19 protein-coding genes are annotated in these 24,690 nt (G+C 74.5%); 7 read left to right on the forward strand and 12 right to left on the reverse strand.

The genetic code is table 11. The features are described 5' to 3' along the window. The first annotated feature begins 38 nt into the window (after nt 1-38). Both M0638_RS07255 and M0638_RS07260 read left to right on the forward strand, forming a co-directional pair. Nucleotides 39-1,085, forward strand: coding sequence for an AAA family ATPase (locus tag M0638_RS07255; RefSeq protein ID WP_248666297.1), 1,047 nt, complete (start codon nt 39-41; stop codon nt 1,083-1,085). A gap of 200 nt (nt 1,086-1,285) precedes the next feature. Next, nucleotides 1,286-1,801: a hypothetical protein gene (locus M0638_RS07260; protein WP_248666298.1), complete on the forward strand. Its 516-nt coding sequence runs from the start codon at nt 1,286-1,288 to the stop codon at nt 1,799-1,801. A 320-nt stretch (nt 1,802-2,121) separates the two neighbouring features. Here the strand turns inward: M0638_RS07260 and M0638_RS07265 are convergent, their stop codons facing one another. Further along, entirely contained in the window at nt 2,122-3,681 is a 1,560-nt protein-coding gene (locus tag M0638_RS07265) for a site-specific integrase (protein WP_248666299.1), read from the reverse strand. A 742-nt stretch (nt 3,682-4,423) separates the two neighbouring features. Between M0638_RS07265 and M0638_RS07270 the strand changes: the two genes are divergently transcribed. The 3 genes from M0638_RS07270 (at nt 4,424) to pgi (ending at nt 9,005) form a co-directional block, all read left to right on the forward strand. Beyond that, entirely contained in the window at nt 4,424-5,935 is a 1,512-nt protein-coding gene (locus M0638_RS07270; protein ID WP_248666300.1) for a M16 family metallopeptidase, read from the forward strand. Then, on the forward strand, nt 5,932-7,200 hold the full coding sequence (locus M0638_RS07275) for a M16 family metallopeptidase (protein WP_248666301.1): 1,269 nt from the start codon (nt 5,932-5,934) through the stop codon (nt 7,198-7,200). Before M0638_RS07270 ends, M0638_RS07275 begins: the two co-directional genes overlap by 4 nt. Before the next feature lie 122 nt (nt 7,201-7,322). Further along, nucleotides 7,323-9,005 (forward strand): glucose-6-phosphate isomerase, encoded by a 1,683-nt coding sequence (gene pgi, locus M0638_RS07280; protein WP_248666302.1) that lies wholly within the window; start codon nt 7,323-7,325, stop codon nt 9,003-9,005. 31 nt (nt 9,006-9,036) lie between these two features. Here pgi and M0638_RS07285 read toward each other — a convergent pair whose 3' ends face one another. Next, nucleotides 9,037-9,234 carry a hypothetical protein gene (locus M0638_RS07285; RefSeq protein WP_248666303.1) on the reverse strand — a complete coding sequence of 66 codons (198 nt, stop codon included), beginning with the start codon at nt 9,232-9,234 and terminating at the stop codon, nt 9,037-9,039. 332 nt (nt 9,235-9,566) lie between these two features. On the opposite strand from M0638_RS07285, the gene mutL reads away from it, so the two are divergent. Next, nucleotides 9,567-11,720, forward strand: a complete 2,154-nt coding sequence (mutL, locus tag M0638_RS07290; protein WP_248666304.1) for a DNA mismatch repair endonuclease MutL — start codon at nt 9,567-9,569, stop codon at nt 11,718-11,720. A 129-nt stretch (nt 11,721-11,849) separates the two neighbouring features. On the opposite strand, the gene M0638_RS07295 is transcribed toward mutL, so the two are convergent. The 9 genes from M0638_RS07295 to M0638_RS07335 form a co-directional block, all read right to left on the reverse strand. Then, nucleotides 11,850-12,641: an ABC transporter ATP-binding protein gene (locus tag M0638_RS07295; RefSeq protein ID WP_248666305.1), complete on the reverse strand. Its 792-nt coding sequence runs from the start codon at nt 12,639-12,641 to the stop codon at nt 11,850-11,852. After that, complete coding sequence (locus M0638_RS07300) at nt 12,638-13,609, reverse strand: FecCD family ABC transporter permease (RefSeq protein ID WP_248666306.1); 972 nt, start codon at nt 13,607-13,609, stop codon at nt 12,638-12,640. Before M0638_RS07300 ends, M0638_RS07295 begins: the two co-directional genes overlap by 4 nt. 136 nt (nt 13,610-13,745) lie before the next feature. After that, a complete protein-coding gene (locus M0638_RS07305; RefSeq protein WP_248666307.1) occupies nt 13,746-14,510 on the reverse strand; it encodes an ABC transporter ATP-binding protein in 765 nt (254 codons plus the stop codon). Further along, on the reverse strand, nt 14,491-16,296 hold the full coding sequence (locus M0638_RS07310) for a branched-chain amino acid ABC transporter ATP-binding protein/permease (RefSeq protein WP_248666308.1): 1,806 nt from the start codon (nt 16,294-16,296) through the stop codon (nt 14,491-14,493). The genes M0638_RS07305 and M0638_RS07310 overlap by 20 nt, the downstream gene beginning before the upstream one ends. Further along, nucleotides 16,296-17,153 carry a branched-chain amino acid ABC transporter permease gene (locus tag M0638_RS07315; protein WP_248666309.1) on the reverse strand — a complete coding sequence of 286 codons (858 nt, stop codon included), beginning with the start codon at nt 17,151-17,153 and terminating at the stop codon, nt 16,296-16,298. Before M0638_RS07315 ends, M0638_RS07310 begins: the two co-directional genes overlap by 1 nt. Before the next feature lie 30 nt (nt 17,154-17,183). After that, nucleotides 17,184-18,371 carry an ABC transporter substrate-binding protein gene (locus tag M0638_RS07320; protein WP_248666310.1) on the reverse strand — a complete coding sequence of 396 codons (1,188 nt, stop codon included), beginning with the start codon at nt 18,369-18,371 and terminating at the stop codon, nt 17,184-17,186. Between the two features lie 46 nt (nt 18,372-18,417). Then, a complete protein-coding gene (locus M0638_RS07325) occupies nt 18,418-19,500 on the reverse strand; it encodes a mandelate racemase/muconate lactonizing enzyme family protein (protein WP_248666311.1) in 1,083 nt (360 codons plus the stop codon). Between the two features lie 38 nt (nt 19,501-19,538). Next, nucleotides 19,539-20,654 carry a mandelate racemase/muconate lactonizing enzyme family protein gene (locus M0638_RS07330; protein WP_248666312.1) on the reverse strand — a complete coding sequence of 372 codons (1,116 nt, stop codon included), beginning with the start codon at nt 20,652-20,654 and terminating at the stop codon, nt 19,539-19,541. A 157-nt stretch (nt 20,655-20,811) separates the two neighbouring features. Beyond that, nucleotides 20,812-21,585: an SDR family NAD(P)-dependent oxidoreductase gene (locus tag M0638_RS07335; RefSeq protein ID WP_248666313.1), complete on the reverse strand. Its 774-nt coding sequence runs from the start codon at nt 21,583-21,585 to the stop codon at nt 20,812-20,814. Nucleotides 21,586-21,746: 161 nt separating this feature from the next. On the opposite strand from M0638_RS07335, the gene M0638_RS07340 reads away from it, so the two are divergent. Beyond that, complete coding sequence (locus M0638_RS07340) at nt 21,747-23,096, forward strand: hypothetical protein (RefSeq protein WP_248666314.1); 1,350 nt, start codon at nt 21,747-21,749, stop codon at nt 23,094-23,096. Between the two features lie 226 nt (nt 23,097-23,322). Here M0638_RS07340 and M0638_RS07345 read toward each other — a convergent pair whose 3' ends face one another. Beyond that, nucleotides 23,323-24,669, reverse strand: a complete 1,347-nt coding sequence (locus tag M0638_RS07345; RefSeq protein WP_248666315.1) for an RtcB family protein — start codon at nt 24,667-24,669, stop codon at nt 23,323-23,325. Nucleotides 24,670-24,690: the final 21 nt, after the last annotated feature.

Below are 24,690 nucleotides of genomic sequence, written 5' to 3' on the forward strand. Positions count from 1 at the left end.
CGCCGCGCGGGCCTTCGGCGTTCTTGGAGACGAACACGATGCCACTCGACACGATGGCGGCCGGGAGCCGTCGGACCGCCTTGAAGACGCGCACCTTGGCGAGCTTGCTGGCCGAGCCGTATCCGGCCCGCGAGCCGCTGCTGCACCCGGTCCTGAAGCAGGGCGAGAGCATGATGCTCTGGGCACAGACCGGGGCCGGGAAGACATGGCTGTCCCTGACCATGGCGCTCGCCATTGCCGGCGGCGGCACCTTCATCGGCTGGAGCGCCGAGAAGCCCCGGCGGGTGCTGCTGGTGGACGGCGAGATGGCCATGGAGGACTTGCAGGACCGGCTTCGGGTGCTCGCCGGGACGGTCGAAGGGCTGGACGCAGAGGCGGCCGGCAGCAACCTGTTGATCCTGGCGCGGCAGGACCAGTCGGCGGACGTCCTCTTCCCCGACATCGGGAAGGAGGAAGGACAGGATGCGGTCCTGCGGATGGCCCAGGGGCACGGCGCCGAGCTGGTGCTGCTGGACAACTTCAGCACCCTGGCCGAGGTGGAGGACGAGAACGCCGCCAGCGCGATGAACCCCGTGCTGTCGTTCCTGCTGCGGCTGAAGCAGGCCCGGCTGGCGTGCGTGCTGGTGCATCACTCGGGGAAGGACGGCGGCAACTACCGAGGGTCCAGCAAGCTCGCGGCGACCTTCGAGGTGATCTTGGGGCTGGTCCGCGAGAACAGCGCCGGCAGCGTGACCGGGGCGGCCTTCACCACCCAATGGGACAAGTTCCGCTCCGCTCCGCACCCGACCCTGGTGCCGCGCGATGTGGCGCTGGTGGATGGACCGGATGGCGTCTTGCTGTGGCGCGCCGAGCCGGCCGAGCGGGACAAGGTGCGGGCCTATCTGGCGGCCTTGGAGACCGGGCAGTGCAGCAGCCAGCGGGAGATCGCGAAGGCATGCGGCTGGAGCGAGGGCGAGGCGTCCAAGGTGCGGGGCCGGGCGATCCTCGCCGGGCGGCTCACGGAGGCGCGGCTGAAGGAAGTCTTCGCGGCGGTCAATGAGGGGCGGAGGGCCGGGCCGGATGTGGGGCTGGAGGCGCCTTTCTGACGGTCTTCTGGACGTTCGACAGGGGCGTCAGCCCCGTCTCACAGAGACAACGGGTTTCCATTTTCCTCTCCCTGTAGGGCGGAAACCCGAAATCTGACGACGGATCAATGGGTTGCGTAGAAGCTCGGGCGGCGGCGTTTCCAGCCGCAACCTGACCCGCGACCTCGCGCCAGCGGGCGCATCAGGAACAGGACCAATACATGAGCGAGAACACGAACGGCACCGGCAAGCCCGCCGGTAGCCGCACAAGGACATGGCGGCCGGGGTTCGTGAAGGGAAAGCCCTGGGACCCGGCCAACATCGGCGTCGTCAAGGGCTACCCGAAGACCGAAGAGGAGTGGCAGGCGCGCCGGGAGCGCCAGATACAGCATGCGAAGCGGTTACATGCACGCGGGGGCTTCACCCGTGCCGGCGTGCCGGACGGCTGGTCCGGACGGAAGGAAGAGCTGGAGGAGAAGCGCGCCGACGCCAGGGAGAAGGCCCGCCAAGCCCTCGCGGCCCTGCTTCGGCGCAACGAGGTTCCGAGCGATGACGAGCGCGCGCATCTGGCGCTGGAGTACCTGATGGCGGTTGTGCTCTGCGATGCGGAGACCGTCGAAAACCGGGCGGTGGCGGCGCGGATCGTGCTGACTTTCACGAAGGACCGAGCGCCGCGCCGGAAGGAGGACGCTCTACTGAAGGCCGAGGAGTTGATCGCGGAGTTGCGGGAGGTGTGATCGGCGCGTGCCCGGCGTGTTGAATGTCGGGCACGTTCCTCATGGCTCGGGAGTTCCCCCGCCCTCTTCATCAGTAGGGAGGGAGTGCCGGCACTCGGTCACTTGGCGCGGCGTGAGGAACATGGCGCCCGGCCAGGGTTAGTATTCCCCGCCCTCGGGCGACCGGGACCGCCAGCAACGTGTCGCCTCGGGCAAGCCGAAGGCGCCACCAGCCGTGGTACTCGGCCAGCACCTGCCGCTGCATCCGGTTCGCTGGAGCCCAGCGGATGAACCGCGCCGGCTGGTAGCCTTCTACCGGCTGGCCGTCCCACGCTGGCCGGTCAGTCACGTGTCGACCCCAACGGCGATGCCACCTTCTCCAGTTCCTTCGCCAACTCGCCAGGCCACGCCCGGAAGCCGTCCCCGTACCCCGACCCGGCGTTGCGCGGGTTCTCGTGCCCGACGATGGCGTCGGCCGCCTCCGTGGGTATTCGGGCGCGCCGCATCATGTCCTCCATCCGGTGTCGCCAGGAGTGCGCCCCGACCTTCCGCCGGTCCGTGATCTTGAGCTTGTCCCGAAGCCATTCGCTCAGGCGGGTCGAGGCGGCTTCGCTGCGAGTGCCGGCCTTGCCGACGCGGAGGTCGGGGAACAGGGGGGAGCCGGCGGGCAGCCCTTCGACGTAGTTCAAGAAGCCCTCGGCGATCAGCGCGGAGTGCAGCGGCGTCCGGCGCTGCGAATGCGCGTTCTTGAGGCGCCGGCCGGGACTGGGGTGGATGTCCAGGCACCAGACCCCATCCACCTGTCGGACGTCCTCCTTCGCCGCGTCGCTGGCTTCTCCGACCCGGGCGCCGGTCAGGGCGAGCAGCCAGGGCAGCCAGCGCAGGGCGCCGGTCTCATGCCGGGCGGCGGCCAGGATGGCGGCGGCCTCTTCGTCCGTGAAGCCGGTGCGGGAGTTCTCGTCACGCTTCGGCACCTTCGGCGCCATTCCGCTGAATGGGTTCGGGCCATCCGGGAGGTGGCCGTTCTTGATGCCGTAGGACCATGCCGGGCTCAGGATGGTGAGGTCCGTTGCCACCGTCTTCGGCGCTACCCCGGCGCCGAGCCGGACTTCCTTCCAGGCCCTGATCTCGGCCTTGCCGATGCGGGTGGCGTCGTCATGCCCGGCGGCGGCCACCAGGGCGCGGACACAGGCAGCCCGGCGGTCTCGGGTGCGCTGCGGCTGGTGCGGGTTCTCCCGCTCGTAGGCAGAGACCAGGGCGGCGACGGTCAGGGCCGGCGCGGCCGGCGGCTGCGGGGCAAGGGGCTGCCAGACGGGCCGCTGGGCCACCTCCGGGGCAGGGGACCAGTCGCCACCGGCCCGGCGCACCATGATCCGGGCGACGTCCAGCTTGGCGCCCAGCAGGACGCTGGCGAAGCGTTCGACGGTCTCCGTGTCGGGCGCGATCCCGCGCTCCCGGATCAGCGCCTCCGCTTCCGCCAGATCGGCCGGCGTCGGCGTGAAGTCCAGGTCGCCGGGATGCGCCTCCCGGTTGTCGTCCAGCTTGTCCCACAGCGCGTCGAAGGTGGCGTCCCAGGCGGCGGGCTGGCCGGGATCGTCTTCGTGTCGGGCAAGCTCGGCCCGCAGCCACTCGCCGCCAAGACCGGCGAGCTGTCGCTGGGTCAGTCGCATGGGCCTGCCCTGCTGCGCCCCGCTGCGGGCCGCCGCCGAGGCCAGCAAAAGGTCGAATCGGGCGATGACATCGGGGAACCGCTGGCGGGCCTCTGCCGGGTCCTTCGTGCCGAGAGATTCTTTCAGCTCGGACTTGCCGACCGCCTCGCGCAGGGGCGCCGGGACGGCCTTGCGGGCGTAGTAGGAGCCGGTCGTGGGGTGCTTCCAAGGGCGGGCCATCGCGAGCACCATTGTACTACCTCTTTGTACCAGAGGCAGTCCGGCAACCCATTGATCCCGCTCAAGTCCTTGACCTTCCACAGGGGAAGGTGGTGCTGCCAGAGAGGATTGAACTCTCGACCTCTCCCTTCATCCCACCACGGCTTTCGCCGCCGCCCCGGTTTCCCGGCGGCGTTCGTGGGCTGGACCATCCCTTCGCCATGGGCCGTTGCCGGCCCGCAGGCGCCACCCGTCTGGCCTCTACACCGTCCCGCCGGTCCGGCGGGCTTGGCTCGGGATCACCATCGTGCCGTCCCGGGCACGGAAGGCTTCCCCGAATTTGGGCGGTTTACGTCCCGGCGTTTCCGCCGGGCGAGGCAAAATCTACCAAGGGAGTGCTCTACCACTGAGCTACGGCAGCGAACCTTTCGATAGCCGGCGCCACGGGAAAGCCCGGGGCGCCGCGACGCGAGTCCAGTCGGCCCGGCCGGGGGCGCGAGCGGCGCAACCGGCGGGGCGGGCGCTTCCTAGCCCCTTGTCCCGCCCCTCGCAACCCCCAACGCGACCTTGCCGCCGATCCGGCCCGCCGATCCGTCGCCGCGCCCCGGAACGCCGCGCCCCGGAACGCCATGCCCCGGAACGCCGTGCCCCGGAACGCCGCGCCCCGGAACGCCGCGCCCCGGAACGCCACGACGGCCCGGCCATACGTGCCGCCGGTAGCCGCCACCCCAACGTCGCGCTTCCCTGCCGGGCACAACGCCCCCATCCTGACGGCATGCCCAGACTGACCCGCCGCGAGACCCTCCGCACCGCCACCCTCGGCGCCGCCGCCGCCGCCACCGGGCTGCCGAACGGCGCGGCGGAGCCGAGGGCGGCGAGCGCGGCGGAGGCCATGCCGGACCAGCCGCTGTTCGGCGCCCAGCTCTGGCAGCTCCCGAACGGGCTGCGCGTCGCCTTCGTGGAGAGCCGGCGCGCCCCGGTGGTGGCGCAGTACCTGTTCTACGGCGCCGGCGCCGGCGAGGACCCGCCCGGCCGCTCCGGCACCGCCCACTTCCTCGAGCACATGATGTTCAAGGGCTCGCGCCGCGTCGCCACCGGCGCCTTCTCGCTCGCCGTGGCGCGCGAGGGCGGCAACGACAACGCCTTCACCAGCCGCGACGTCACCGCCTACCACCAGCACGTCGAGGCCTCGCGGCTGCAGCTCGTCGCCTCGATGGAGGCGGACCGCATGGCCGCCCCGCTGATCCCGCCCGAGACGGTGGAGCCCGAGCGCCTCGTCGTGCTGGAGGAGCGCCGGCTGCGCACCGACAGCAACCCGCGCGCCCGCTTCCGCGAGGCCTTCGACGCGGCGCTCTGGGGCCCGCAGCACTGGCACGGCCGCCCGGTGATCGGCTGGGAGGACGAGATCCGCGCCATCACCCGCGACGACCTCCTGGCCTTCCACGCGCGCTGGTACGCGCCGGCCAACGCGGTGCTGGCGATCGCGGGCGACGTGCGCGAGGGCGAGCTGCGCCGCATCGTCGAGGCCGAGTACGGCGCCGTGCCGGCCCGCCCCGAGGGTGCTTCCCTCGGCCGCCGCGACCGCGCCGCCCCGGTGCTGCGCCCGGCCGACGCGCCGCCCGCGCGCCTCGTCCGCCACGATCCCGGCGTGCGGGAGGCCGCGCATATCCGCTCCTGGATGGCGCCGAGCCTCACCGCGACCCTGCCAACCCCCGGGCCCATGCCCGGCGGCGGCACGCTGGGCAGCGAGCACGCCTACCCGCTGGAGGTGCTGGCCAAGGTGCTGGGCGGCGGCCAGGGCAGCCGGCTGCACCGCGCCCTGGTCGAGACCGGCCTCGTGGTCGCGGCCGGCGCCAGCTACGATTCCGACGTGGTGGGGGCGGGCGAGTTCGGCCTCTACGCCACGCCGCAGCGCGACACCCCGCCGGCCAGGCTGGAGCAGGAGATGGCCGCCACGGTGGACCGCGTGCTGCAGGACGGCGTGACCGAGGCCGAGGTGGCGCGCGGCATCCGCCAGCTCACCGCCGGCGCGCTGCTGGCGCTCGACAGCCTCGGCGCCGCGCCGCGCATGATCGGCGACGCGCTGGCCAGCGGCCTGCCGATCGAGGCGGTGGAGCACTGGCCCGCCCGGCTGCGCGCCGTCACCGCCGGGCAGGTCACCGCCGCCGCCCGCGCCGTGTTCGGCCACGCGCAGGACGCCTCCGGCTGGCTGCTGCCCGAGGGGGCGGCGGCACCGCCCGAACGCGCCCCCGGCCTCGCCGCCGCCCGCGCCGGGCAGCCCATATGAGCGCGCCCTTCCGCTTCCCGATCCAGGTCGTCGAGGCCGGCGGCATCAGCGCCTGGCTGTTCGAGGACCACTCGGTGCCCGTCGTCTCGCTGGCCTGGGGCTGGCCCGGCGGCTCGCCGCTGGATCCGCCGCTCGCGGACGGCAGGGTGGCGGTCGGCGCCACCCGGCTCGGCGCCGCGCTGCTGACCGAGGGGGCGGGCGACCTCGGCGCCACCGCCTTCGCCGACGCGCTGCGCGACGAGGCGATCGCGCTCTCCTTCTCCTGCGACCGCGACGGCTTCGACGGTTCCTTCCGCGCCCTCTCGCCGGCGCTGCCCGAGGCGGTGCGGCTCGCCCGCCTCGCCATGACCGCGCCGCGCTTCGACGCGGAGGCGGTGGCGCGGGTGCGGGCACGCGCCATGGCCGGGGCGAGGCAGTCGCTGGAGACGCCTTCCGGCCAGGCGGCGCGCGCCTTCTGGGCCGAGGGCTTCCCCGGCCATCCCGCCGGCCGGCCGGTCGGCGGCACGGCGGAGGACATCGCGGCGCTCTCGGTCGATCAGATCCGCGAGGCGCTGTCGCGCCAGGTCCGGCGCGGCGGGCTGCTGGTGGCCGCGGCGGGCGCCATCGACGCCAGGGCCCTCGCCGCGCTGCTGCCCGCGCTGTTCGACGGCCTGCCCGCCGGCGCCCCGCCGGAGACGCCGCCCCTGCCGCCGCTGCGCCGCTTCGGCCCGGAGGTGATCCAGGTGCCGGCGCCGCAATCCACCGTGATCTTCGGCCAGGAGGGGATCGCGGTGGACGACCCGGACTGGGAGGCGGCGCAGGTGGTGATGCGCGTGCTGGCCGGCGGCGGCTTCGCCTCGCGGCTGATGCAGGCGGTGCGGGTGCAGCGCGGCCTCGCCTACGGCATCGGCGCCGGCATGCAGGTGCTCTACGGCCGCGCCCTGCTGGTGGGGCAGGTGGCGACCGCCAACCCGCGCGTCGGCGAGACCCTTTCGGTGACGCGCGAGGAATGGGCGCGCATGGCGAAGGAGGGGCCGAACGCCGACGAATTGGCCGACGCCGTCGCCTACCTCACCGGCTCGCTGCCGCTGCAGCTGGCCGAGACGCGGCCGATCGCCGCGACCCTGCTGGCGCAGCGGCGCAACGGGCGCGACCCGGAATGGCTCTCCGGCCGCAGCGCGCGGCTGGAGGCGGTGACGCTGGACAAGGCGCGCGCCGTGGCGGCGCGCCTGCTGAAGCCGGACGCGCTCTCCGTGGTGGTCGCCGGGCAGCCGGAGGGGATCTGAAGGCCGGCCGGGCGGGCGGCGCGCGGGGCCGGCTTCACAACCGGCGCCGTTCCGGCGAGTCTCCGCCGGCAAGCCGGGGGCCGGGCGCTCCCCTGCCGGGTCGCCGCAGGAGGTAGAGAGGCATGGACGAATCGCAGCCGGACGCGCTGGCCGAGGCCTGGGCGGCGCTCGACGTGCTGGCGCAGGCGCCGCGCCCGGACGGCTCGGCGCCGGGAAGCATCCGCCCGCTCTTCGCCGCCGCGCCGGACCGCTTCACGCGCTTCTCCGCCCGGGCCGGCGACATCCTGCTCGACTACTCCAAGACCGCGATCACGGAGGGCGTGCTCGCCGCGCTGCTCGACCTGGCGCGCGCCGCCGACGTGGAGGGGCGGCGCGACGCCATGGCGACCGGCCTGCCGATCAACGTCACCGAGCGCCGCGCCGTGCTGCACATGGCGCTGCGCGCCCCGCGCGACGCCGTGTTCAAGACCGGCCCGGGGGAGCCGCGCGAGGACGCGACGGCCGAGGTGCATGCCGTGCTCGACCGGATGCGCGACTTCACCCGCGCCGTGCACGACGGCACGCTGCGCGGCGGCACCGGCCTCACCTTCACCGACGTGGTCAACATCGGCATCGGCGGCTCCGACCTCGGCCCGGCCATGGTGACGCGGGCGCTGCGCACGGCGCACAGCCCGATGCGGGCGCACTACCTCTCCAACGTGGACGGGCATGCGTGGGAGGCGCTGCGGCCGCATCTCGACGCCGCGCGCACGCTGGTGCTGGTCGCCTCCAAGACCTTCACCACGCAGGAGACGATGACCAACGCCGCGCTGCTGCGCGACTGGGTGGCGGGCGCGGTCGGCGCCGACAAGGTGGGCCGTCACTTCGTGGCGCTCTCGACCAACCTCCAGGCCACCGCCGCCTTCGGCATCCCGGACGGCCAGGTCTTCGGCTTCCGCGACTGGGTGGGCGGGCGCTATTCGCTCTGGTCCTCGATCGGCCTCTCCACCGCCCTCGCCATCGGCTGGGACGGCTTCGCGCAGCTCCTCGCCGGCGCGCGGCGGATGGACGAGCATTTCCTGACCGCGCCGCCGGACCAGAACCTGCCGGTGCTGCTGGGGCTGGTCGGCATCTGGAACCACAACCTGCTCGGCTACCCGACCCTCTGCGTGCTGCCCTACGACGAGCGCCTGGCGCGCTTCCCGGCGCATCTGCAGCAATTGGAGATGGAATCGCTCGGCAAGCGCGTGACGCTGACCGGCGCGCCGGCCGCGCACGAGACCGGCCCGGTGGTGTTCGGCGAGCCCGGCACCAACGCGCAGCATTCCTTCATGCAGCTCGTCCACCAGGGCACCACGCCGGTGCCGGTGGACTTCGTGCTGATCGCCAACCCCGACCACGGCCACCCCGACAGCCACCGCAAGCTGCTGGCCAACGGGCTGGCGCAGGCCGAGGCGCTGATGCGCGGCCGCACCGCCGACGAGATCGAGGCGGAGATGCGGGCCGAGGGGCTGGCGCAGACCGAGGTCGCGCGCCTGCTGCCGCACCGTGTCTGCCCGGGCGACCGTCCGAGCAACACCATCCTGCTGCCGCATCTCGATCCGGGGACGCTCGGCCAGCTCATCGCGCTCTACGAGCACAAGGTGTTCGTGCAGGGCGCGGTCTGGGGCATCAACGCCTTCGACCAGTGGGGCGTGGAGCTGGGCAAGCAGCTCGCCGGCGCGATCCTGCCCGAGCTGGTGCACGGGCCGACGCCGGGCGCGCACGACAGCTCGACGACGGGGCTGCTGGAGGAGATTCTCCGTCTGCAGGGCAACGGCGACTGATGCCGCGCCGGCCGGCCGCTCAAACAGGCTGTCAGGCGGGCTCCCGACCGGCGCGCCGCGCCGCCTCGATCTGCCGGAGGCGGCAGGCGTTCAGCGGCAGCAGGATCGCGTGCGGCAGCAGGATCGGCCAGAGCCGCATCGTCCAGGCATAGGCGATGAAGCTGAGGTTGCTGCCCATGGCGACGAGGCGCAGGCAGCGCATCGAACGCGTCGCGAAGGTGCGGAGCACCACAGCGAACCGCGGTCCGGTCGGGACTGCGGTTCGCCGTCGCTCGTTGTTCCCGGCGCGGATTCACGCCGCCGGGCCTGTCCGCCCGACGGCGATCCGCTCCAGCCCACAGGCGAGGAAACCGAGTGCGTCGCGCGCGAGGTCCGCCATGCCCGTCTCCCGAAGCCGGGAGCAGCGTGCCGGCGGCCGCAGCCCGGCGCCGTGACCGATGGCACCCTGACGCGCGCTTCCCGGGCTGCGGGCCGCCGGGAGCGCGGGCCTTCCGCGGCGCAGTCCGCCCGGGCCGCCGCGCCGCTTGCGCCGCCGCCCGTGCATGCCCATCAACTCGCCCGGTGAAGCATCTGTCGAACCACCTGCCGGACTCCATCCCGCTGCCCCGCGCCGCCGCCGCCATCCGCCTGCTGCCCGAGACCACCGCCAACCGCATCGCCGCCGGCGAGGTGGTGGAGCGCCCGGCGGCGGCGGTGAAGGAGCTGGTGGAGAACGCCCTGGATGCCGGGGCGCGCCGAATCGCCGTCACGCTGGAGGAAGGCGGCATCGGCCGCATCCTGGTCGAGGATGACGGCATCGGCATGGGCGCCGAGGACCTCGCCCTCTGCGTCGAGCGCCATGCCACCTCCAAGCTGCCGGAGGAGGCGGCGCTGTTCCGCATCGCCACCCTCGGCTTCCGGGGCGAGGCGCTGCCCTCGATCGGCGCCGTGGCGCGGCTGACCATCACCTCGCGCCCCAACCCGGCCGCCGGCATGGCGGCGGGGGAGGGGGGCGGCAGGGAGGCCGGCGACGCGGATTTCGGCAGCGCGGAGTTCGGCGGCGGGGATTCCGGCGAGGCCCACGCCATCGCCGTGGAGGGCGGCCGGCGCGACGCGGTGCGCCCGGCCGCCGGCGCGCCCGGCACGCGCGTCGAGGTGCGGGACCTGTTCTTCGCCACCCCGGCGCGACGGAAATTCCTCCGCCAGCCGCGCACCGAGGCCGACCACGCGGTGGAGGCGGTCCGCCGCCTCGCCCTGGCCTGGCCCGAGGTCGCGTTCCGCGTCGAGAGCGACGGGCGCGAGGTGCTGGCGCTGGCCGCTTCCGACCGCGCCGGGCGGCTGCACGACCTGCTCGGCCCGGCCTTCGCCGCGCATGCCGTGCCGGTTCTGGCCGAGGGCGGCGCGGTGCGGCTGGAGGGGCTCGCGGCGCTGCCCGCCCATACGCGCGCCACGGCGGCCGAGCAGCACCTCGTGGTCAACCGCCGCCCGGTGCGCGACCCGCTGCTGCGCGCGGCGCTGCGCGTCGCCTATCGCGACCTGATCGCGGCCGGCCGGCACCCGGTGGCGGCGCTGTTCCTGTCGCTGCCGCCGGAGGCGGTGGACGTCAACGTCCACCCGATGAAGACCGAGCTGCGCTTCCGCGATTCCGGGGCGGTGCGCGGCGCGCTGATCGCGGCGCTGCGCCGGGCGCTGGCGGTGGGGGCGGGGGCGACCCTGCCGGGGGCGGCCCCTGCCGGCGGCCGGGCGGGCGAGGCGGGGTCCGCGGCGGTGGGAGGCGTGGTCGGCGGCGGACCGGCGGTGCTGGTGTCGGCCGACGGGGAATGGCGTCTGGCGGCGGGCGGGTCGGGGGCGGGCAACGAGCCTTCCGGCGGGACGGGGGCGGCCCGGGCGGATTCGGGAATGGCCGCCGCCTGGCCGCCGCCCGCCATGCCGGGCGGCCCGGCCTCGCCTCCCGGCTTCGCCGAGACCGCGTCGGGCTTCGCCGCGCCGGCGGTGCAGTCCCGCCTGCCGCTCGGCTTCGCGCGTCGCCCGCTGCCCGTCGCGCCGCCGCCGGTCGCGAAGCCGTGGCCAGCGGACGGCGCCGGCCCCGACGCCGTGGCCACGGTCGGGCCGCCTGACGGCACGCCGGCGCCCGCCGCCGACCCTTCATCCGATCATCCCCTGGGCCGCCCCCTGGCGCAGCTCTTCGACACCTACCTGCTGGCCGAGGCGCCGGACGGCGCGCTGGTGCTGGTGGACCAGCACGCGGCGCATGAGCGCCTGACGCATGAGCGGCTGCGCGCGCAACTCGTGGAAGGCGGGGTACGGACGCAGCCGCTGCTGCTGCCCGCCGTGGTGGAGATGGGTGCGGCCGATGCCGGCCGCCTGCTCGCCCGCGCCGACGACCTGGTGCGGCTCGGGCTGGAGATCGAGGGCTTCGGTCCCGGCGCGGTGCTGGTGCGCGCCGTGCCGGCGCTGCTCGGCAACCCCGACCCGGCGCCGATCCTGCGCGACATGGCCGACGAGATCGCCGAATGGGAGGAGGCGACGGCGCTGGACCGGCGCCTGGACGCGGCGGTGGCGCGCCTGGCCTGCCACGGCTCGATCCGCGCCGGGCGGCGACTGGTGCCGGCGGAGATGGACGCGCTGCTGCGCGCCATGGAGGCCACGCCGCGCGCCGCCACCTGCTCGCATGGCCGCCCGACCTTCCTGCGCTTCGGACGGGCCGAGTTCGAGCGGCTGTTCGGCCGCAGCTGACGCGCGGATTGAGCGGCGGACCGGGCAGGCATCCGCCGGCCCCAGGTCGCGCGCCTGCCGTCCCGGTGCACCGCCGTGGTGGCGGGGGGCGGGAAAGGAGGCGGACGGCCGGCAGGCTGTCCGGCCCGCTCAGCCTTCCTCCGGCCACAGCATGACCCGGCCCGCTTCCGCGGTGCGGCGGAAGCGCACGCCGAAGGCGGCGTCCAGCGCCGGGTCGCGCAGCACCGGACCGGATTCGCCGTCGAGCACCAAGCGCCCCGCCCGCAGCACCGCCACCCGGTCGCACCAGCGGGCGGCGAGGTTGAGGTCGTGCAGCACCACGATGGCGGCGCCGCGGCCCGCGTCGGCGCGTGCCCGCAGGCGCCGCATCAGGCGGAGCTGCTGCGCGATGTCGAGTGCCGCCGCCGGCTCGTCGGCCAGCAGCACGGGCGGCTCGGTGGCCAGCACGGCGGCGAGCAGCGCCCGGCCCCGCTCGCCGCCGGACAGGGTGGACCAGGGCCGGTCCAGCCGGTCCGCGAGGTCGAAGCCGGCCGCCAGCGCGTCGATGCCGCCGTCTGGCGCGTCGGCCGGGCCTGAGGCCGTGCCGCCCCAGGGCAGCACGGCCCCGCGCCCGGCGCCGAGGCCGATCAGCGCCCGTGCGGTGAGGTCCCAGTGCGGCGTGAAGCTCTGCGGCAGGTAGCCGATGCGCCGCACCCGCGCCGGGACCGGCCACCCGGCGAGCGGGCGCCCCTCCAGCCGCACCGTGCCGGAGGCGGGGGTCTCCAGCCCGGCCAGGGTGCGCAGCAGCGTGCTCTTGCCGGCGCCGTTCGGGCCGACCAGCGCCAGCACCTCGCCGGCCCGGAGCGACAGCGACGCCGCCTCGACCAGGGCGCGCCCGCCGCGCCGCACGGTGACGGATTCCGCCGCCAGCAACGCGCTCAACGGCGTGCCTCGCGCGCCAGCACCAGCAGGAAGAACGGACCGCCCACCAGCGCGGTGACGAGGCCGAGCGGGATCTCGGCCGGCGGCAGCGCCGCCCGGGCCACGCCATCGGCCAGCATGGCGAGCGAGGCGCCGATCGCGGCGGCGGCCGGGATCACCCGCGCATGCGCGGGCCCCAGCCGCCAGCGCGCGAGGTGCGGCGCCATCAGCCCGATGAAGCCGACCAGCCCGCCCCAGACCACGGAGGCCGCCACCACGAAGGCGCCGGCCAGCACGGCGAGCCGCACGAAGCGCGCCACCGGCAGGCCGAGGCTCGCCGCCATGTCCTCGCCGAGCCCGAGCAGGTCCAGACCCCGCGCCAGCGGCAGTGCCGCGGCCAGCGCCAGCAGCACCAGGAGGGCGAGGCCGCCCAGCTCCGGCCAGGACGGCGTCTGCACCCCGCCGAGGGTCCAGGACAGCACCGCCTGGAGGCTCACCGTCTCGTCGGAGAGGGCCAGCATCAGGAAGGAACGGGCGGCGCCCAGCACGGCGGCGACCGCGACGCCGGCCAGCAGCAGGCCGGGCACCGCCACCAGCCCGGCGGCGCGGGCGAGCAGCAGCACCAGCCCCGTGGCGCCCCAGGCGCCGGCGAAGGCGAGCAGCGGCAGGGCGAGCGGGGCGGGCAGCGGCAGCGGCGCCAGCAGGCCGAGCGTGGCGCCGACCGCCGCGCCGCCGGCGCCGCCGAGCAGGTAGGGCTCGGCCAGCGGGTTGCGGAACACGCCCTGGAACAGCGCCCCGCCGAGGCCGAGCAGCGCGCCGACGCAGGCCGCCGCCAGCACGCGCGGCACGCGCCACGCCCAGACGAGTCGCGAGAGCGGCGCGGCGGGATCGGTGGCGAGGGCGAGGAGGTCGCCGGGGCCGAGCGTGTCGGCGCCGAGCAGCACCGCGACGGCGAAGGCGAGGGGCAGGAGAAGGAGCGGGAGCTTCATGCGGGGGTCCGGGGCCGCCGGCACGCTGGCACGGCGGCGGGCCGGGGCAAAGCACCGGATGGGCCGTGTCCCCCTCTCGCGCTCCCGGCCGGCCTGCGCCCTCCGCCTCCCGGTGCCGGCCTCCGGTGGATGCCCGTCAGGCGTGCAGCGGCGTCGGCACGTCCTGGCCGAAATAGGCGCGCTCCAGCCGGTGCGGCAGGTCCGCCTCGTCGGTCGTCGCCTCCAGCACGATGCGGCCCTGCGCCAGCGCGTACACCCGGTCCGAGGCGGCGAGCGCCTTCTCGATGAGCTGCTCGACCAGCAGCACCGAGGTGCCGCGCGCGCGAAGCTGCGCGATCACCGCCAGCACCCGGTCCACCAGCACGGGCGAGAGGCCGGCCGAGGGCTCGTCCAGCATCAGCAGGCGCGGGCGGCGCACCAGCCCCTGCGCGATGGTCAGCATCTGCGCCTGCCCGCCGCTCAGCGCGCCGCCGCGGTCGTGCCGCTTGGCCGCGATCTCGGGGAAGTAGGCCAGCGCCTCCTCGATGCGCGCGACGCGCTCGCCGCGCGGCAGGTCGTAGCCGGCGAGCAGCAGGTTCTCGGCGACGGAAAGCTGGGTGAAGACGCGGTGCCCCTCGATCACGTGCACGAGGCCGCGCCGCGCCACCTCGCGCGGGTTGAGGCCGCGCAGGGAGGCGCCGTCCAGGCGCGCCTCGCCGCCGGTCCAGGGCAGCAGGCCGGAGACGGCGCGCAGCAGCGTCGTCTTGCCCGCGCCGTTGGGGCCGAGCAGCGACACCACCTCGCCCGCCCCGATGCGCAGCTCGATGCCGTGCAGCACCCGGATCTTGCCGTAGCCGGCCTCCAGGCCGGCGACGTCGAGCAGGCTCGCGCCGGACGGGGCTTCAGCCGCCGAGATAGGCACTGACCACCTCCTTGTGGCTGCGGATCTCGGCCGGGGTGCCGGCGGCCAGCACGCGGCCGAGGTTGAGCACGGTGACGCGGTCGCAGATGTCGAAGATCAGGTCGGCATGGTGCTCCACCAGCAGCACCGCCGTGCCCTGGCGCGCGATCGCCCTGATCAGCGCGCCGAGGCGGCGGATCTCCTCGGTGGAGAGCCCCGCCGCCGGCTCGTCCAGCAGCAGGAAGGCGGGGCGCAGCGCCAGGGCGCGGGCGATCTCGACGAAGCGCAGCTCGCTGTGCTGAAGCCGGTCGGCGCGCGCCTCGGCGAGCGATTCGAGGCCGACCACGCGCAGCGCCGCCAGCGCCCGCTCGCGCATCGCCCGCTCCTCGCGCCGCTGCCGCGGCAGGGCGAGCAGCGCCTCGGCGAAGCCGGCGCGCCCCTCCACCGTGCCGCCGAGCATCACGTTGTCCAGCACCGATTCCTCGCCCACCACGCGCGGCGTCTGGAAGGTGCGGGCGATGCCGTGGGCGGCGCGCAGCGTCGGCGCGCCGGCCGGCAGCGGCGCGCCGCCGAGCGCCAGCGTGCCCTGCTGCGGGCGGTAGTAGCCGGAGATGACGTTGAGCGTGGTGGTCTTGCCGCTGCCGTTCGGCCCGATCAGCCCGTGCACCTCGCCCGGGTGCACGTCGATGTCGAGCCCGTCGATGGCGCGCACGCCGCCGAAGGCGAGCACGATGCCGCGCAGCGCCAGCCCCTCGCCGCGCCGCCGCTCCTCCGGCAGCAGCGCGCCGAGCAGGGCGGGCCGCGTCGCGATGGCGCGGTTGCTCTCCAGCGGCCGGCGGTTGCGGAAGTCGAGCAGCGCCGCGATGCCGCCCGGGATCGCCAGCACGATCAGCAGCAGCAGCGCGGCGTAGAGCGCGGTGGACCAGGCGGCGAGCGGCGCCGCGATCTCGGGCAGCAGCGTCAGGATCACGGTGCCGAGCAGCGGGCCGAGGATGGAGCCGCGGCCGCCGATCAGGATCGAGATGAAGAACAGCAGCGAGAGGTCGAAGCTGAACGCCTCGGGCGTGATGTAGGTCTGCAGCCCGGCGAAGAGCGAGCCCGCGACGCCCGCCGTGGCGCCGGCGAAGACGAAGACGGTGACGAGCAGGCGGGGCTTGGAGATGCCGTTCGCCTCCGCCGCCACCTCGGCGTCGCGCACCGCGACCAGGGCGCGGCCGAAGCGGCTGCGCGCGGCGTTGCCGGCCATCCAGGTGCAGAGGGCGGCGAGGCCGAGGCAGAGGTAGTAGAAGCCCCAGGCCGTGTCGAAGGGCGCGGGGAAGGCGGGGCCGGGCAGGCCGATGCCGCCGCCGGTCACGTCCTGCCAGGCCAGCGCCACCTGCGTCACGATGGTGGCGAAGCCGAGCGTGGTCATGGCGAAGTAGAAGGTGCGCAGCCGCAGCGCCGGCGAGCCGACCACCACGCCCGCGGCGGCGCCGACCAGCCCGGCGGCGGCGGTGGCGAGGAAGGCCGGCCAGGGCGCGCCGCCGAGATTGCCCGCGGCGAGCACGCTCGCCGTGTAGGCGCCGAGCGCCAGCAGCGCCACCCAGCCGATGGCGAGTTGGCCGGCATAGCCGACCACGAGGTTGAGCCCCGAGACCAGCACCCAGTAGATCGCGGCGCGGGTGCCGATCATCGCCCAGTACTCGTTGCCGCTGAGCGGCAGCAGGGCGGCGAGGCCGAGGATGCCGAGGAAGGGCAGCAGCGACGGCAGCACGGAAGGCCGCGCGGGCGCGGCGGCGGGCGTGAGGGCTTCGGCGACGGTCGGCATCACACCCTCCGCGCGGCGGGCGCGCCGAACAGGCCCTGGGGGGCGGCCAGCAGCACCACGATGAACAGCGAGAACACGGCGACCGAGGCGAAGATGCCGCCGGCCAGGAAGTTCGCCGCCTGCTGGAACAGGCCGAGCGCCAGGCCGCCGATCACGGCGCCGCGGTTGTTGCCGAGGCCGCCGAGGGCCACCGGGATGAAGCCGTAGAAGTTCAGCAGCGGCCCGTTGGCGACGAAGGCGAGCAGGAGCTGCCCGCCCGCGAAGCCGGCCAGCGCGCCGACGGCGCCGGCCAGCGCGTAGGAGGCGATGCGCAGGTTGCGCTCCGGCAGGCCGAGGGCGCGCGCCGCGTAATTGTCCTCCGCCACGGCCACGAAGGCGCGCCCGACCAGGGTGCGGCGGTAGAGGTATTCGAGGCCGAGCACCGTCGCGGCGCAGGCGGCGACCGGCAGCCAGTACTTCTCGTCCCAGACGCCCGAGCCGATGCCGAGCAGGCGCGGGAAGGGCTGCGGCTCCGTGCTCCACTCGATCGCCACCACCTGCTGCACCAGCAGCGCGACGGCGAGGGTGGAGAGCACGTAGAGGTGCTGCTCCAGGCTCTTGAGCACCGGCCGCACCGCCACGAACTCCGTCACCACGCCGAACAGCGCGGCGGCGGCCAGCGTCAGCGGCAGCGCCAGCACCGGCGGCAGCCCCCAGCGCAGCATGAACAGCGAGCCGAGCACGCCGCCCAGCATGCCGAGCTGCCCGGCGGTGAAGCTCATCACCCGCGAGGTCGCGAACATGGTGTTGTAGGTGATGCCGATGAGCGCGTAGATCGCGCCCATCGCCAGGCCCGAGGCCAGGATCGAGGCGAGCATGGGCCGGGGGCTCCTGCGCCGCGCCGCCGCTCAGCCGTAGCCCGGGGCGAGGGCGAAGGCGCCGTTGCGGCCGGTGTTGGCGGCCGACATCACCACGTCCTCGCCCGGATAGCCGTTGTGCTGCGTCGGCGTGAAGCTGTACTCGCCGTAGTAGCCGGGGAATTTCCGCAGGGAGTTCCAGTGGCCGATGATCGCCTCCGAGGCGGTCGAGCCGGTCGCCTCCACCGCCTTGGCGACGAGGTTCACCGCATCGACGCCGCAGGCCACCCACCAGAGTAGCGAATCGTTGAGGTTCACCTTGCCCTGGAGCCGGTCCACCAGCTCTTGGCTGCGCGCCGGCAGCTTGCCCGTGGAATCGTAGGAGCAGGAGCGGTAGCCGACGCAGAAGACGTTGCGCCAGTTCTCCGGCTTCTCCAGCAGCCCGCCGATGTCGCCGGCGGAAAGGGCGGGGTGGCCGACGAAGGGCACGTCCCAGCCCATCTGCGCGCGGGTGTTGAGCATGCGCGCCAGCATGCCGGTGGAGACGGTCCAGACCACGATCGCCTGCGCCCCGGCGTTGCGGGCGCGCAGCATGTCCGGCGTCATGTCGGGCTGCGTCGCGTCGATGTTGGAGAGCTGCACCACCTCCACGTTCTCGCGCTTGAAGGCGTCGGAGGATGCCTTGGCGGCGGTGACGCCGTAGCCGGTGTTGTCGCCGAACACCGCCACCTTGCGCGCCTTCAGCACGTCGGTCGCGTAGCGGCGCACCGCGTCGTCCCACTGGCCGTTGGAGGGGGCGACGCGGAAGGCGTTGGGGTAGCGGTTCGGGTCGATCAGGCTGTCCACCACGCAGGGGTGGATGTTGGGCATCTTGGCGCGCGCCATGATCGCGGTGACGGCGAGGGATTCGCCGGAATTGGTCGGGCCCCAGATGGCATGGACGCGCGACTGCGAGATCAGCTCCTGCGTCGCGTTCACCGCCTTGGTCGGCTCGCCCTGGCTGTCGCGGGTGATGACCTCGAAGCGGCGGCCCTTGACGCCGCCGGCGGCGTTGATCGCCTCCGCCGCGAAGCGCACGCCGCGGTCGAAGCCGATGGCGGGCGCCGAGCTGGGTCCGGTCATCGAGGCGAGCCAGCCGAAGCGGATCGGCTCGTTCTGCGCGATGGCGGGGCGCGCGAGGCCGAGGGCCGCGGCGCCCCCGGCGACACCCAGGCCAAGCCCGCGGCGGGTGATCTGCATGGCCGTACTCCCTGTCGTTTCTTCGCCCGCCCTGGCGGGCATGCGTTCAGCGTTCGAGATGCGCCACGTAGTCCCGGTCGAAGGTGAAGCCCCAGCCGGGGCGCTCCGGCACCAGCGCGTGGCCGTCGGCGAATTCCAGCGCCTCGTTGTAGAGGCGCGAGAACCACGGCATGTATTCGAGGAAGGTCGCGTTGGAGAGCGCGCCCAGCACCTGCAGGCTGGTCTCCGGGAACAGGTGGCTGGAGACCGGGACGTCGTGCGCCTCGGCCATGTGGCCGACGCGCATGAACTCCGTCACGCCGCCCACGCGTTGCAGGTCGGGCATCAGGATGTCGGCCGAGCGCAGCTCCAGCATGCGGCGGAAGCCGTAGCGCGTGTACTCCGTCTCGCCGCTGGCGATCGGCGTGTCGAGCGCGGCTGCGACGCGGGCGAGGCCGTCGAGGTCCCAGGCGGGCAGCGGCTCCTCGAACCAGGTGAGGTTGAACTCCTCCAGCCTCCGGCCGAGGCGGATCGCCTGGGCTTCGGTCTGGCCCTGGTTGGCGTCGGCCATCAGGCGGATGCCGGGCCCGATCGCCATGCGCACGGCGCGCACGCGGGCGATGTCGGTGGCGGGGTCGGGCGAGCCGAGGCGCATCTTGATGGCGCGGAAGCCCTGCGCGACGAAGCCCTGCGCCTCCTCCACCAGCTCCGGCACGGAGCGCGACAGCCACAGCCCGCCGCTGTGATAGGCCGGCACCCGGTCCTGCGCGCCGCCGAGCAGCCGGTACAGCGGCTGGCCGAGCGACTTCCCCAGCGCGTCCCACAGCGCCCCGTCGATCGCCGAGATGCCGGCGACGGTGACGCCCTTGTGGCCGAGGAAGTTGATGTCCTTCCAGGCGCGGGCCCAGAAATTCGCGATGTGGCCGGCGTCGCGGCCCACCGCCAGCTCCGCCAGCTCGTCCACCATCTGCCGCAGCACCTTCGTGCGGCGGTCGTTGAGGGTGAAGACGAGGTTCTCGCCGGTGATGCCGGAATCGGTATGCACCGTGACCAGCACGCAGCCGAAGCGGGCGATCTCGCCGAGGGCGCTGCCGATCGGCTGGTCGAGCGGCACGACCACCGGGCGCGTCTCGATGCGGGCAACCTTCATGGGCGGACAACCTTCATGGGCGGGCGGCCTGCATGGCGTCAGCGCCGTTCGATGCGGACGGGCTCGCCGCGCCGCGTGCGGGCGAGCAGGCCGGGATCGGGGTCGCAGCCGAGGCCGGGGGCGCGCGGCACGGCGAAGTGCCCGTCGCGGGCGCGTATCCAGGGATCGAACGGGCTCGGCTCCATCTCCAGCCAGAGCAGCTCGATCATCGGCCGCTCCAGCAGCGCGGCGGCGACGTGCAGCGTGGCGACGAAGCCGGGGCCGAAATACGGGCTGTGCGGCACCACCGTGACGCCGTGCGCCTGGCAGAGCCGGATCACCCGCACCATCTCGGCGATGCCGCCGACCTTGGTGACGCTGGGCTGGGCGTAGTCGATCGCGCCCGCCTCGATCAGCGCCTTGAAGCCGAACAGCCCGGCGGTGTTCTCGCCCGCCGCGATCGGCACGCCGCGCGCGCGCACGCCGGCGAGGCCCGCCGTGTCCTCGGGCGGAAAGACCGGCTCCTCCAGCCAGAACAGCCGGTCGCCGGCCAGCGACGCCGCCATGTCGCGCGCCACGGGCGGCGTCCAGGCGCAGTTCACGTCGAGCATCAGCGACGCCTCGGGCGCCACGGTGCGCGCCGTCAGCACCGCGTCGCGCGTCGTCTCGTGCAGCTTGACGGCGCGGTAGCCGGCCTTCCAGGCGGCCTCGGTGTTGCGGGCGACGAGGTCGAGGTCGTCGTAGTAGTGCAGCAGGCTGGCATAGGCGGGCAGCGGCGGCGGCTCGGCACCGCCCAGCAGCCGCCAGACCGGCAGGCCGGCGCGCTTGCCGAGCAGGTCCCACAGCGCGATCTCGACGCCCGACCAGGCATAGGTGTGCGGCCCGTTGCGGCCGAGCAGGTGGGTGGCATGGGCGACGCGGCGGCCGAGCCCCTCGATGTCGCCCGGATCGGCGCCGAGCACGAGCGGCGCGACGATGCCCTCCAGCGCGGCACGGGTGGCGGGGATGGCGGCGTGGCCGAAGGCCTCGCCCCAGCCGACCAGGCCATCCGAGGTCTCGACGCGGACGAGCAGCGTCTCCATCCGGTCCCAGAGCTGACCGGCGAAGCGCGGGTGCGGGCCGCCCATGTCGTAGGGCAGCGACACCACCGAGGTTTCGACCGCGGTGATCGGCATGGACGTTCCCGTTTCCTGGGACCGCTCGGCGTGCCGGCGGCCGTTGTGCGGTATGCTATGGCAGTTCGCCGCGGGTGGGAACCCGCCGCCGGGCACCGGCACGTGGCCTTCCGGCCGGCGGCGGGGCTGCTGCCCCGCGCCGCGTCCGCCGGGCCGCTCAGGGTTGCAGGTGCACCCCGCCATCCACCACCCAGTTCTGCGCCGTGATGTAGGAGGCGCCCTCGGAGAGCAGGAAGCAGATCGGCTGCGCCACCTCGTCGGGCGTGCTGAAGCGGCCGAGCGGGATGGTGGAGAGGTACTTGTCGCGGAACTTCTCGCCGCGGATCGTCTCGGTCATCGCCGTCTCGACCGTGCCGAAGCCGACGCTGTTCACCCGCACGCCGTACTTCCCCCACTCGCGCGCGGCGGTCATGGTCATGCCGAACAGCCCGGCCTTGGCGGCGGCGTAGTTCACCTGCCCGATGCTGCCGCGCTTGCCGGCGACGGAGGTGATGTTGACGATGGCGCGCGGCTCCACGATGCCCTCGCGCCCGCGCGCCACCATGTGCCGGCCCACCGCCTGGAGCATCAGGTAGCAGCCGGTCAGGTTCACCGAGATCACCGCGTCCCACTCGGCACGGCTCATCTTCTCGATCATCGCCGGGCGGGTGATGCCGGCGTTGTTGACCAGCCCGTTCACCGCGCCGAACCGCTCCACCGTGCGGCGGACGGAATCGCGGGCGAATTCCTCGTCCGCGACGTCGCCCTCCAGGGTCAGCACGCGGTCGCGGTCCAGCGCCTCGGCCGCCGTCGCCAGCGTGTCGCGGTTGCGCTCGACCAGCGCCACGTTGGCGCCGAGGTCGAGGGCGAGTCGCGTGATGGCGAGGCCGATGCCCTGGCCGGCGCCGGTGACGATCACCGTCCGGCCCATCATCGCCATGGGGTTGCGCATGCCCGGTTCCTCCCTGTGTGCCGGGCGCGTCGAGGCGCCCGCCTCCGCCCAGCCTCGCGCATTTCCCGGGCGAAGGAAATCCGGCCCGGCGCGCGCCGGGCGGCGTACCCGGCCACCGGCGATCCGTCCTATCCTCGGCGCCACCGGATGCGGAGAGGCCCATGCCGAGGGATGCCCAGGGCAACGACGTCACCGCCGACGCGGCGGCGGTGCAGGCCTTCGACCACGCGATGGACGGCTTCCTCCGCTACCGCGCCGACCTGCCGCGACGGCTGGAGGCGGTGCTGGCCGGCGATCCGGAATTCTGCCTCGGGCACGTGCTGCGCGGCTGCCTGGCGCTCACCGCCTTCCATGCCGGCCGGCTGCCGGCGGCGCGCGCCGCGCTGGCATCGGCCGAGCGCCTCGCGCCCGGCGCCACGGCGCGCGAGCGGGCGCATGTGGCGGCGCTGGCGGCGCTCGTGGCGGGGGAGAACGACCGGGCGCTCGACCTCTGGGACGAGGTGCTGGCCGCGCACCCGCGCGACCTGCTGGCCTTCCGCCTGCACCATTTCCACGCCTTCTGGCGCGGCCGGCCGGACCGGATGCTGGCGGGCGCCGGGCGCGTGGCGCCGGGCTGGTCGGCCGCGGTGCCGGGCTGGGGCGGCGTGCTGGCCTGCCGCGCCTTCGCCCACGAGGAATGCGGCGATCACGCCGCCGCCGAGGCGCACGGGCGGGCGGCGCTGGCGCTCGATCCGGGCAATCTCTGGGCCGCCCATGCCGTGGCGCATGTGATGGAGATGCAGGGGCGGCGGGAGGAGGGGATCGGCTTCCTCGACGGGCTGGAGACGCACTGGGAGGGCGGCAACAACCTGCTCCACCATCTCTGGTGGCACCGGGCGATGTTCCACCTGGAGCGGCGGGAATTCGACCGCGTGCTCGATCTCTACGACCGCCGCTTCCGCGACCTCGCGGCACCGCTCACGGCGGCGGCGCCGGACTTCTACATGGACCTGCAGAACGCGATCTCGATCCTGTTCCGCCTCGGCCTGCGCGGCGTGCCGGCCGGGGCGCGCTGGGCGGAGCTGGCCGACCACGCCGAGGCGCGGATCGGCGACTGCCTCTCGCCCTTCACCCTGGTCCATGGTGCCCTGGCGCTGGCCGCCGCCGGGCGCGAGGCGGCGGGGGAACGGCTGCTGGACGCGATGCGGGCGGCGGCGGCCTCGCCGGCTGGCGGCACGGCGGGGCTGGTGCTGCGCGAGTCCGGCATCGCGGTGGCCGAGGCGGCGCTGCGTCACGGGCGGGGCGACTTCGCCGGGGCGGTGGCGGCGATGCGGCCCGTGCTCGGCGCGATGCACGGCATGGGCGGCAGCCACGCCCAGCAGGACGTGCTGGAACAGCTCTTCCTCGACGCGGCCATGCGGGCGGGCGATGCGGACGCGGTGCGGCTGCTGCTGGCGCGCGTGGCGGGGCGGCATCCGGTGCCGCCGGCGCAGCGGATCGCCTATGCGGCGGCGGAGCGGATGGTGCATTGAGGGCGGGTTTCCCGCTGCGCGGGAACGGGGCTGCGCCCCGGCAGGGAGGGCGTTGCCCTCCCCGCACCCCTCCCACCAAAGGGCGAAGCCCCTTTGGAAATCCCGTTCGGAAAGGCACTCGGGCGGTTCCGACACACGGGCCTGAAAACGGATAGAGGTGCAGGAGGGCCTCGCCCTCCTGCCGGATGGGGTCCGGGGAAGGCAGCGCCTTCCCCGTATTTCCCGCTCAGTCCTTGAACGGGTCGAATTCCCCTTCGCCCGCCATCGCCACGGCGAAGGGCCGCAGCGTGTGCAGCACCTTCACCGTGCCGGCGTGGTGCGCCAGCACCTCGGGCAGGCGGCGATAGGCCATCGGGCTCTCGTCCAGGTCGCCGCCCGCCAGCAGCACGCCGCGCTCCCGCAGCCAGGCGTCCATCGCCGCGCGCGTGAAGCGGCGCTTCGCCTCCCTGCGGCCGAAGACGCGGCCGGCGCCGTGCACCGTGGAGTAGAGCGACGCCGCCGATTCCGGGCTCTCCACGCCCTCCAGGATCACCGCGTCGTCGCCCATCGAGCCGCCGACGAAGCCACGCTGGCCGGGGAAGGCCGGCGTCGCGCCCTTGCGCACCACCCAGAGGTCGCGGCCGCCATGCGTCTCCTTCCAGGCGTAGTTGTGGTGGTTGTGGACGGAATCCGTCACCGCGCCGCCGATGATCCGGCGCACGCGCTCCACCACCCACTCGCGCCCGGCCTGGGCGTAGCGGCCGGCGAGCTGCATCGCCGCGATGTAGCGGCGGCCCAGCTCGCTCTCCGCGTCCACCACGGCGGGCGGCACGTGCATGCCCACCCGGCCGCCGGCCAGCCCCAGATAGTGCGTGGCGCTGCCATGGCCGAGGCCGCGGCTGCCGAAGTGGACGCCGATCCAGACGAAGCCGGCCTCGTCGCGCAGCAGGTCCACGTAGTGGTTGCCGCTGCCGACGGTGCCGAGCTGCGCCATCGCCTTCTCGCGGTAGGTCAGCCGGTCCGCCTCGCGCCACGCGTCGCGGTCGTCGAAGATCGGGTGCTCGACGCGCTCGGCGTTGGCGCGGCCGATGCCGAAGGAGATGACGCGCCGCACATCCTCCAGGATCGCCGGCACGCGCTCGCGGATCGCCGCGTAGGGCGTGTCGAGGCGCGCCGCGAGGTTGCCGCAGCCGATGTCGAATCCCACGCCGGAGATGCTGATCTGCCCCTCGTAGGCGATGACGCCGCCGACCGGCTGCGCGTAGCCCAGATGACCGTCGGCGCAGATCACGCCGGCGACGGCGTTGCCCACGCCCATGCAGTTGCGCATCTGCGCGACGGTCGCCGGGTCGTGCTCGCCGAACACGGCCAGCGGCGAATCGCGGTATGCCGGCGCCTGCCCCTCGGGCAGCACCACGCCGGCGGCGAGCGCGGCCTGGCTCTCGGCGCGCGCGGCGGCGCGGAAGCCGCACCAGGCGGGCCAGCCGCGGCCGCCTTCCGGCTCGCCGGGCCGCGCGACGCGGCTGTCGGGGTCGAGTCCGGCCAGGGTGGCCAGCTCGCGGGCACGCGCCTCCAGGGGATCGGGGCGGCGCATGGCGGTGTCTCCTTCGTCCTG

It is taken from the genome of Roseomonas acroporae, from assembly GCF_023223525.1.
Lineage (GTDB): Bacteria > Pseudomonadota > Alphaproteobacteria > Acetobacterales > Acetobacteraceae > Roseomonas_E > Roseomonas_E acroporae.

Excerpts from the sequence above, each read along its gene's own strand:
- M0638_RS07270 (WP_248666300.1), top strand. The coding sequence starts at position 4,424 with ATGCCCAGACTGACCCGCCGCGAGACCCTCCGCACCGCCACCCTCGGC.
- M0638_RS07255 (WP_248666297.1), top strand. The coding sequence starts at position 39 with ATGCCACTCGACACGATGGCGGCCGGGAGCCGTCGGACCGCCTTGAAG.
- M0638_RS07325 (WP_248666311.1), bottom strand. The coding sequence starts at position 19,500 with ATGAAGGTTGCCCGCATCGAGACGCGCCCGGTGGTCGTGCCGCTCGAC.
- M0638_RS07340 (WP_248666314.1), top strand. The coding sequence starts at position 21,747 with ATGCCGAGGGATGCCCAGGGCAACGACGTCACCGCCGACGCGGCGGCG.
- M0638_RS07260 (WP_248666298.1), top strand. The coding sequence starts at position 1,286 with ATGAGCGAGAACACGAACGGCACCGGCAAGCCCGCCGGTAGCCGCACA.
- M0638_RS07330 (WP_248666312.1), bottom strand. The coding sequence starts at position 20,654 with ATGCCGATCACCGCGGTCGAAACCTCGGTGGTGTCGCTGCCCTACGAC.
- M0638_RS07335 (WP_248666313.1), bottom strand. The coding sequence starts at position 21,585 with ATGCGCAACCCCATGGCGATGATGGGCCGGACGGTGATCGTCACCGGC.
- M0638_RS07265 (WP_248666299.1), bottom strand. The coding sequence starts at position 3,681 with ATGGTGCTCGCGATGGCCCGCCCTTGGAAGCACCCCACGACCGGCTCC.
- M0638_RS07315 (WP_248666309.1), bottom strand. The coding sequence starts at position 17,153 with ATGCTCGCCTCGATCCTGGCCTCGGGCCTGGCGATGGGCGCGATCTAC.
- M0638_RS07275 (WP_248666301.1), top strand. The coding sequence starts at position 5,932 with ATGAGCGCGCCCTTCCGCTTCCCGATCCAGGTCGTCGAGGCCGGCGGC.
- M0638_RS07310 (WP_248666308.1), bottom strand. The coding sequence starts at position 16,296 with ATGCCGACCGTCGCCGAAGCCCTCACGCCCGCCGCCGCGCCCGCGCGG.
- M0638_RS07320 (WP_248666310.1), bottom strand. The coding sequence starts at position 18,371 with ATGCAGATCACCCGCCGCGGGCTTGGCCTGGGTGTCGCCGGGGGCGCC.
- pgi (WP_248666302.1), top strand. The coding sequence starts at position 7,323 with ATGGACGAATCGCAGCCGGACGCGCTGGCCGAGGCCTGGGCGGCGCTC.
- M0638_RS07345 (WP_248666315.1), bottom strand. The coding sequence starts at position 24,669 with ATGCGCCGCCCCGATCCCCTGGAGGCGCGTGCCCGCGAGCTGGCCACC.
- M0638_RS07300 (WP_248666306.1), bottom strand. The coding sequence starts at position 13,609 with ATGAAGCTCCCGCTCCTTCTCCTGCCCCTCGCCTTCGCCGTCGCGGTG.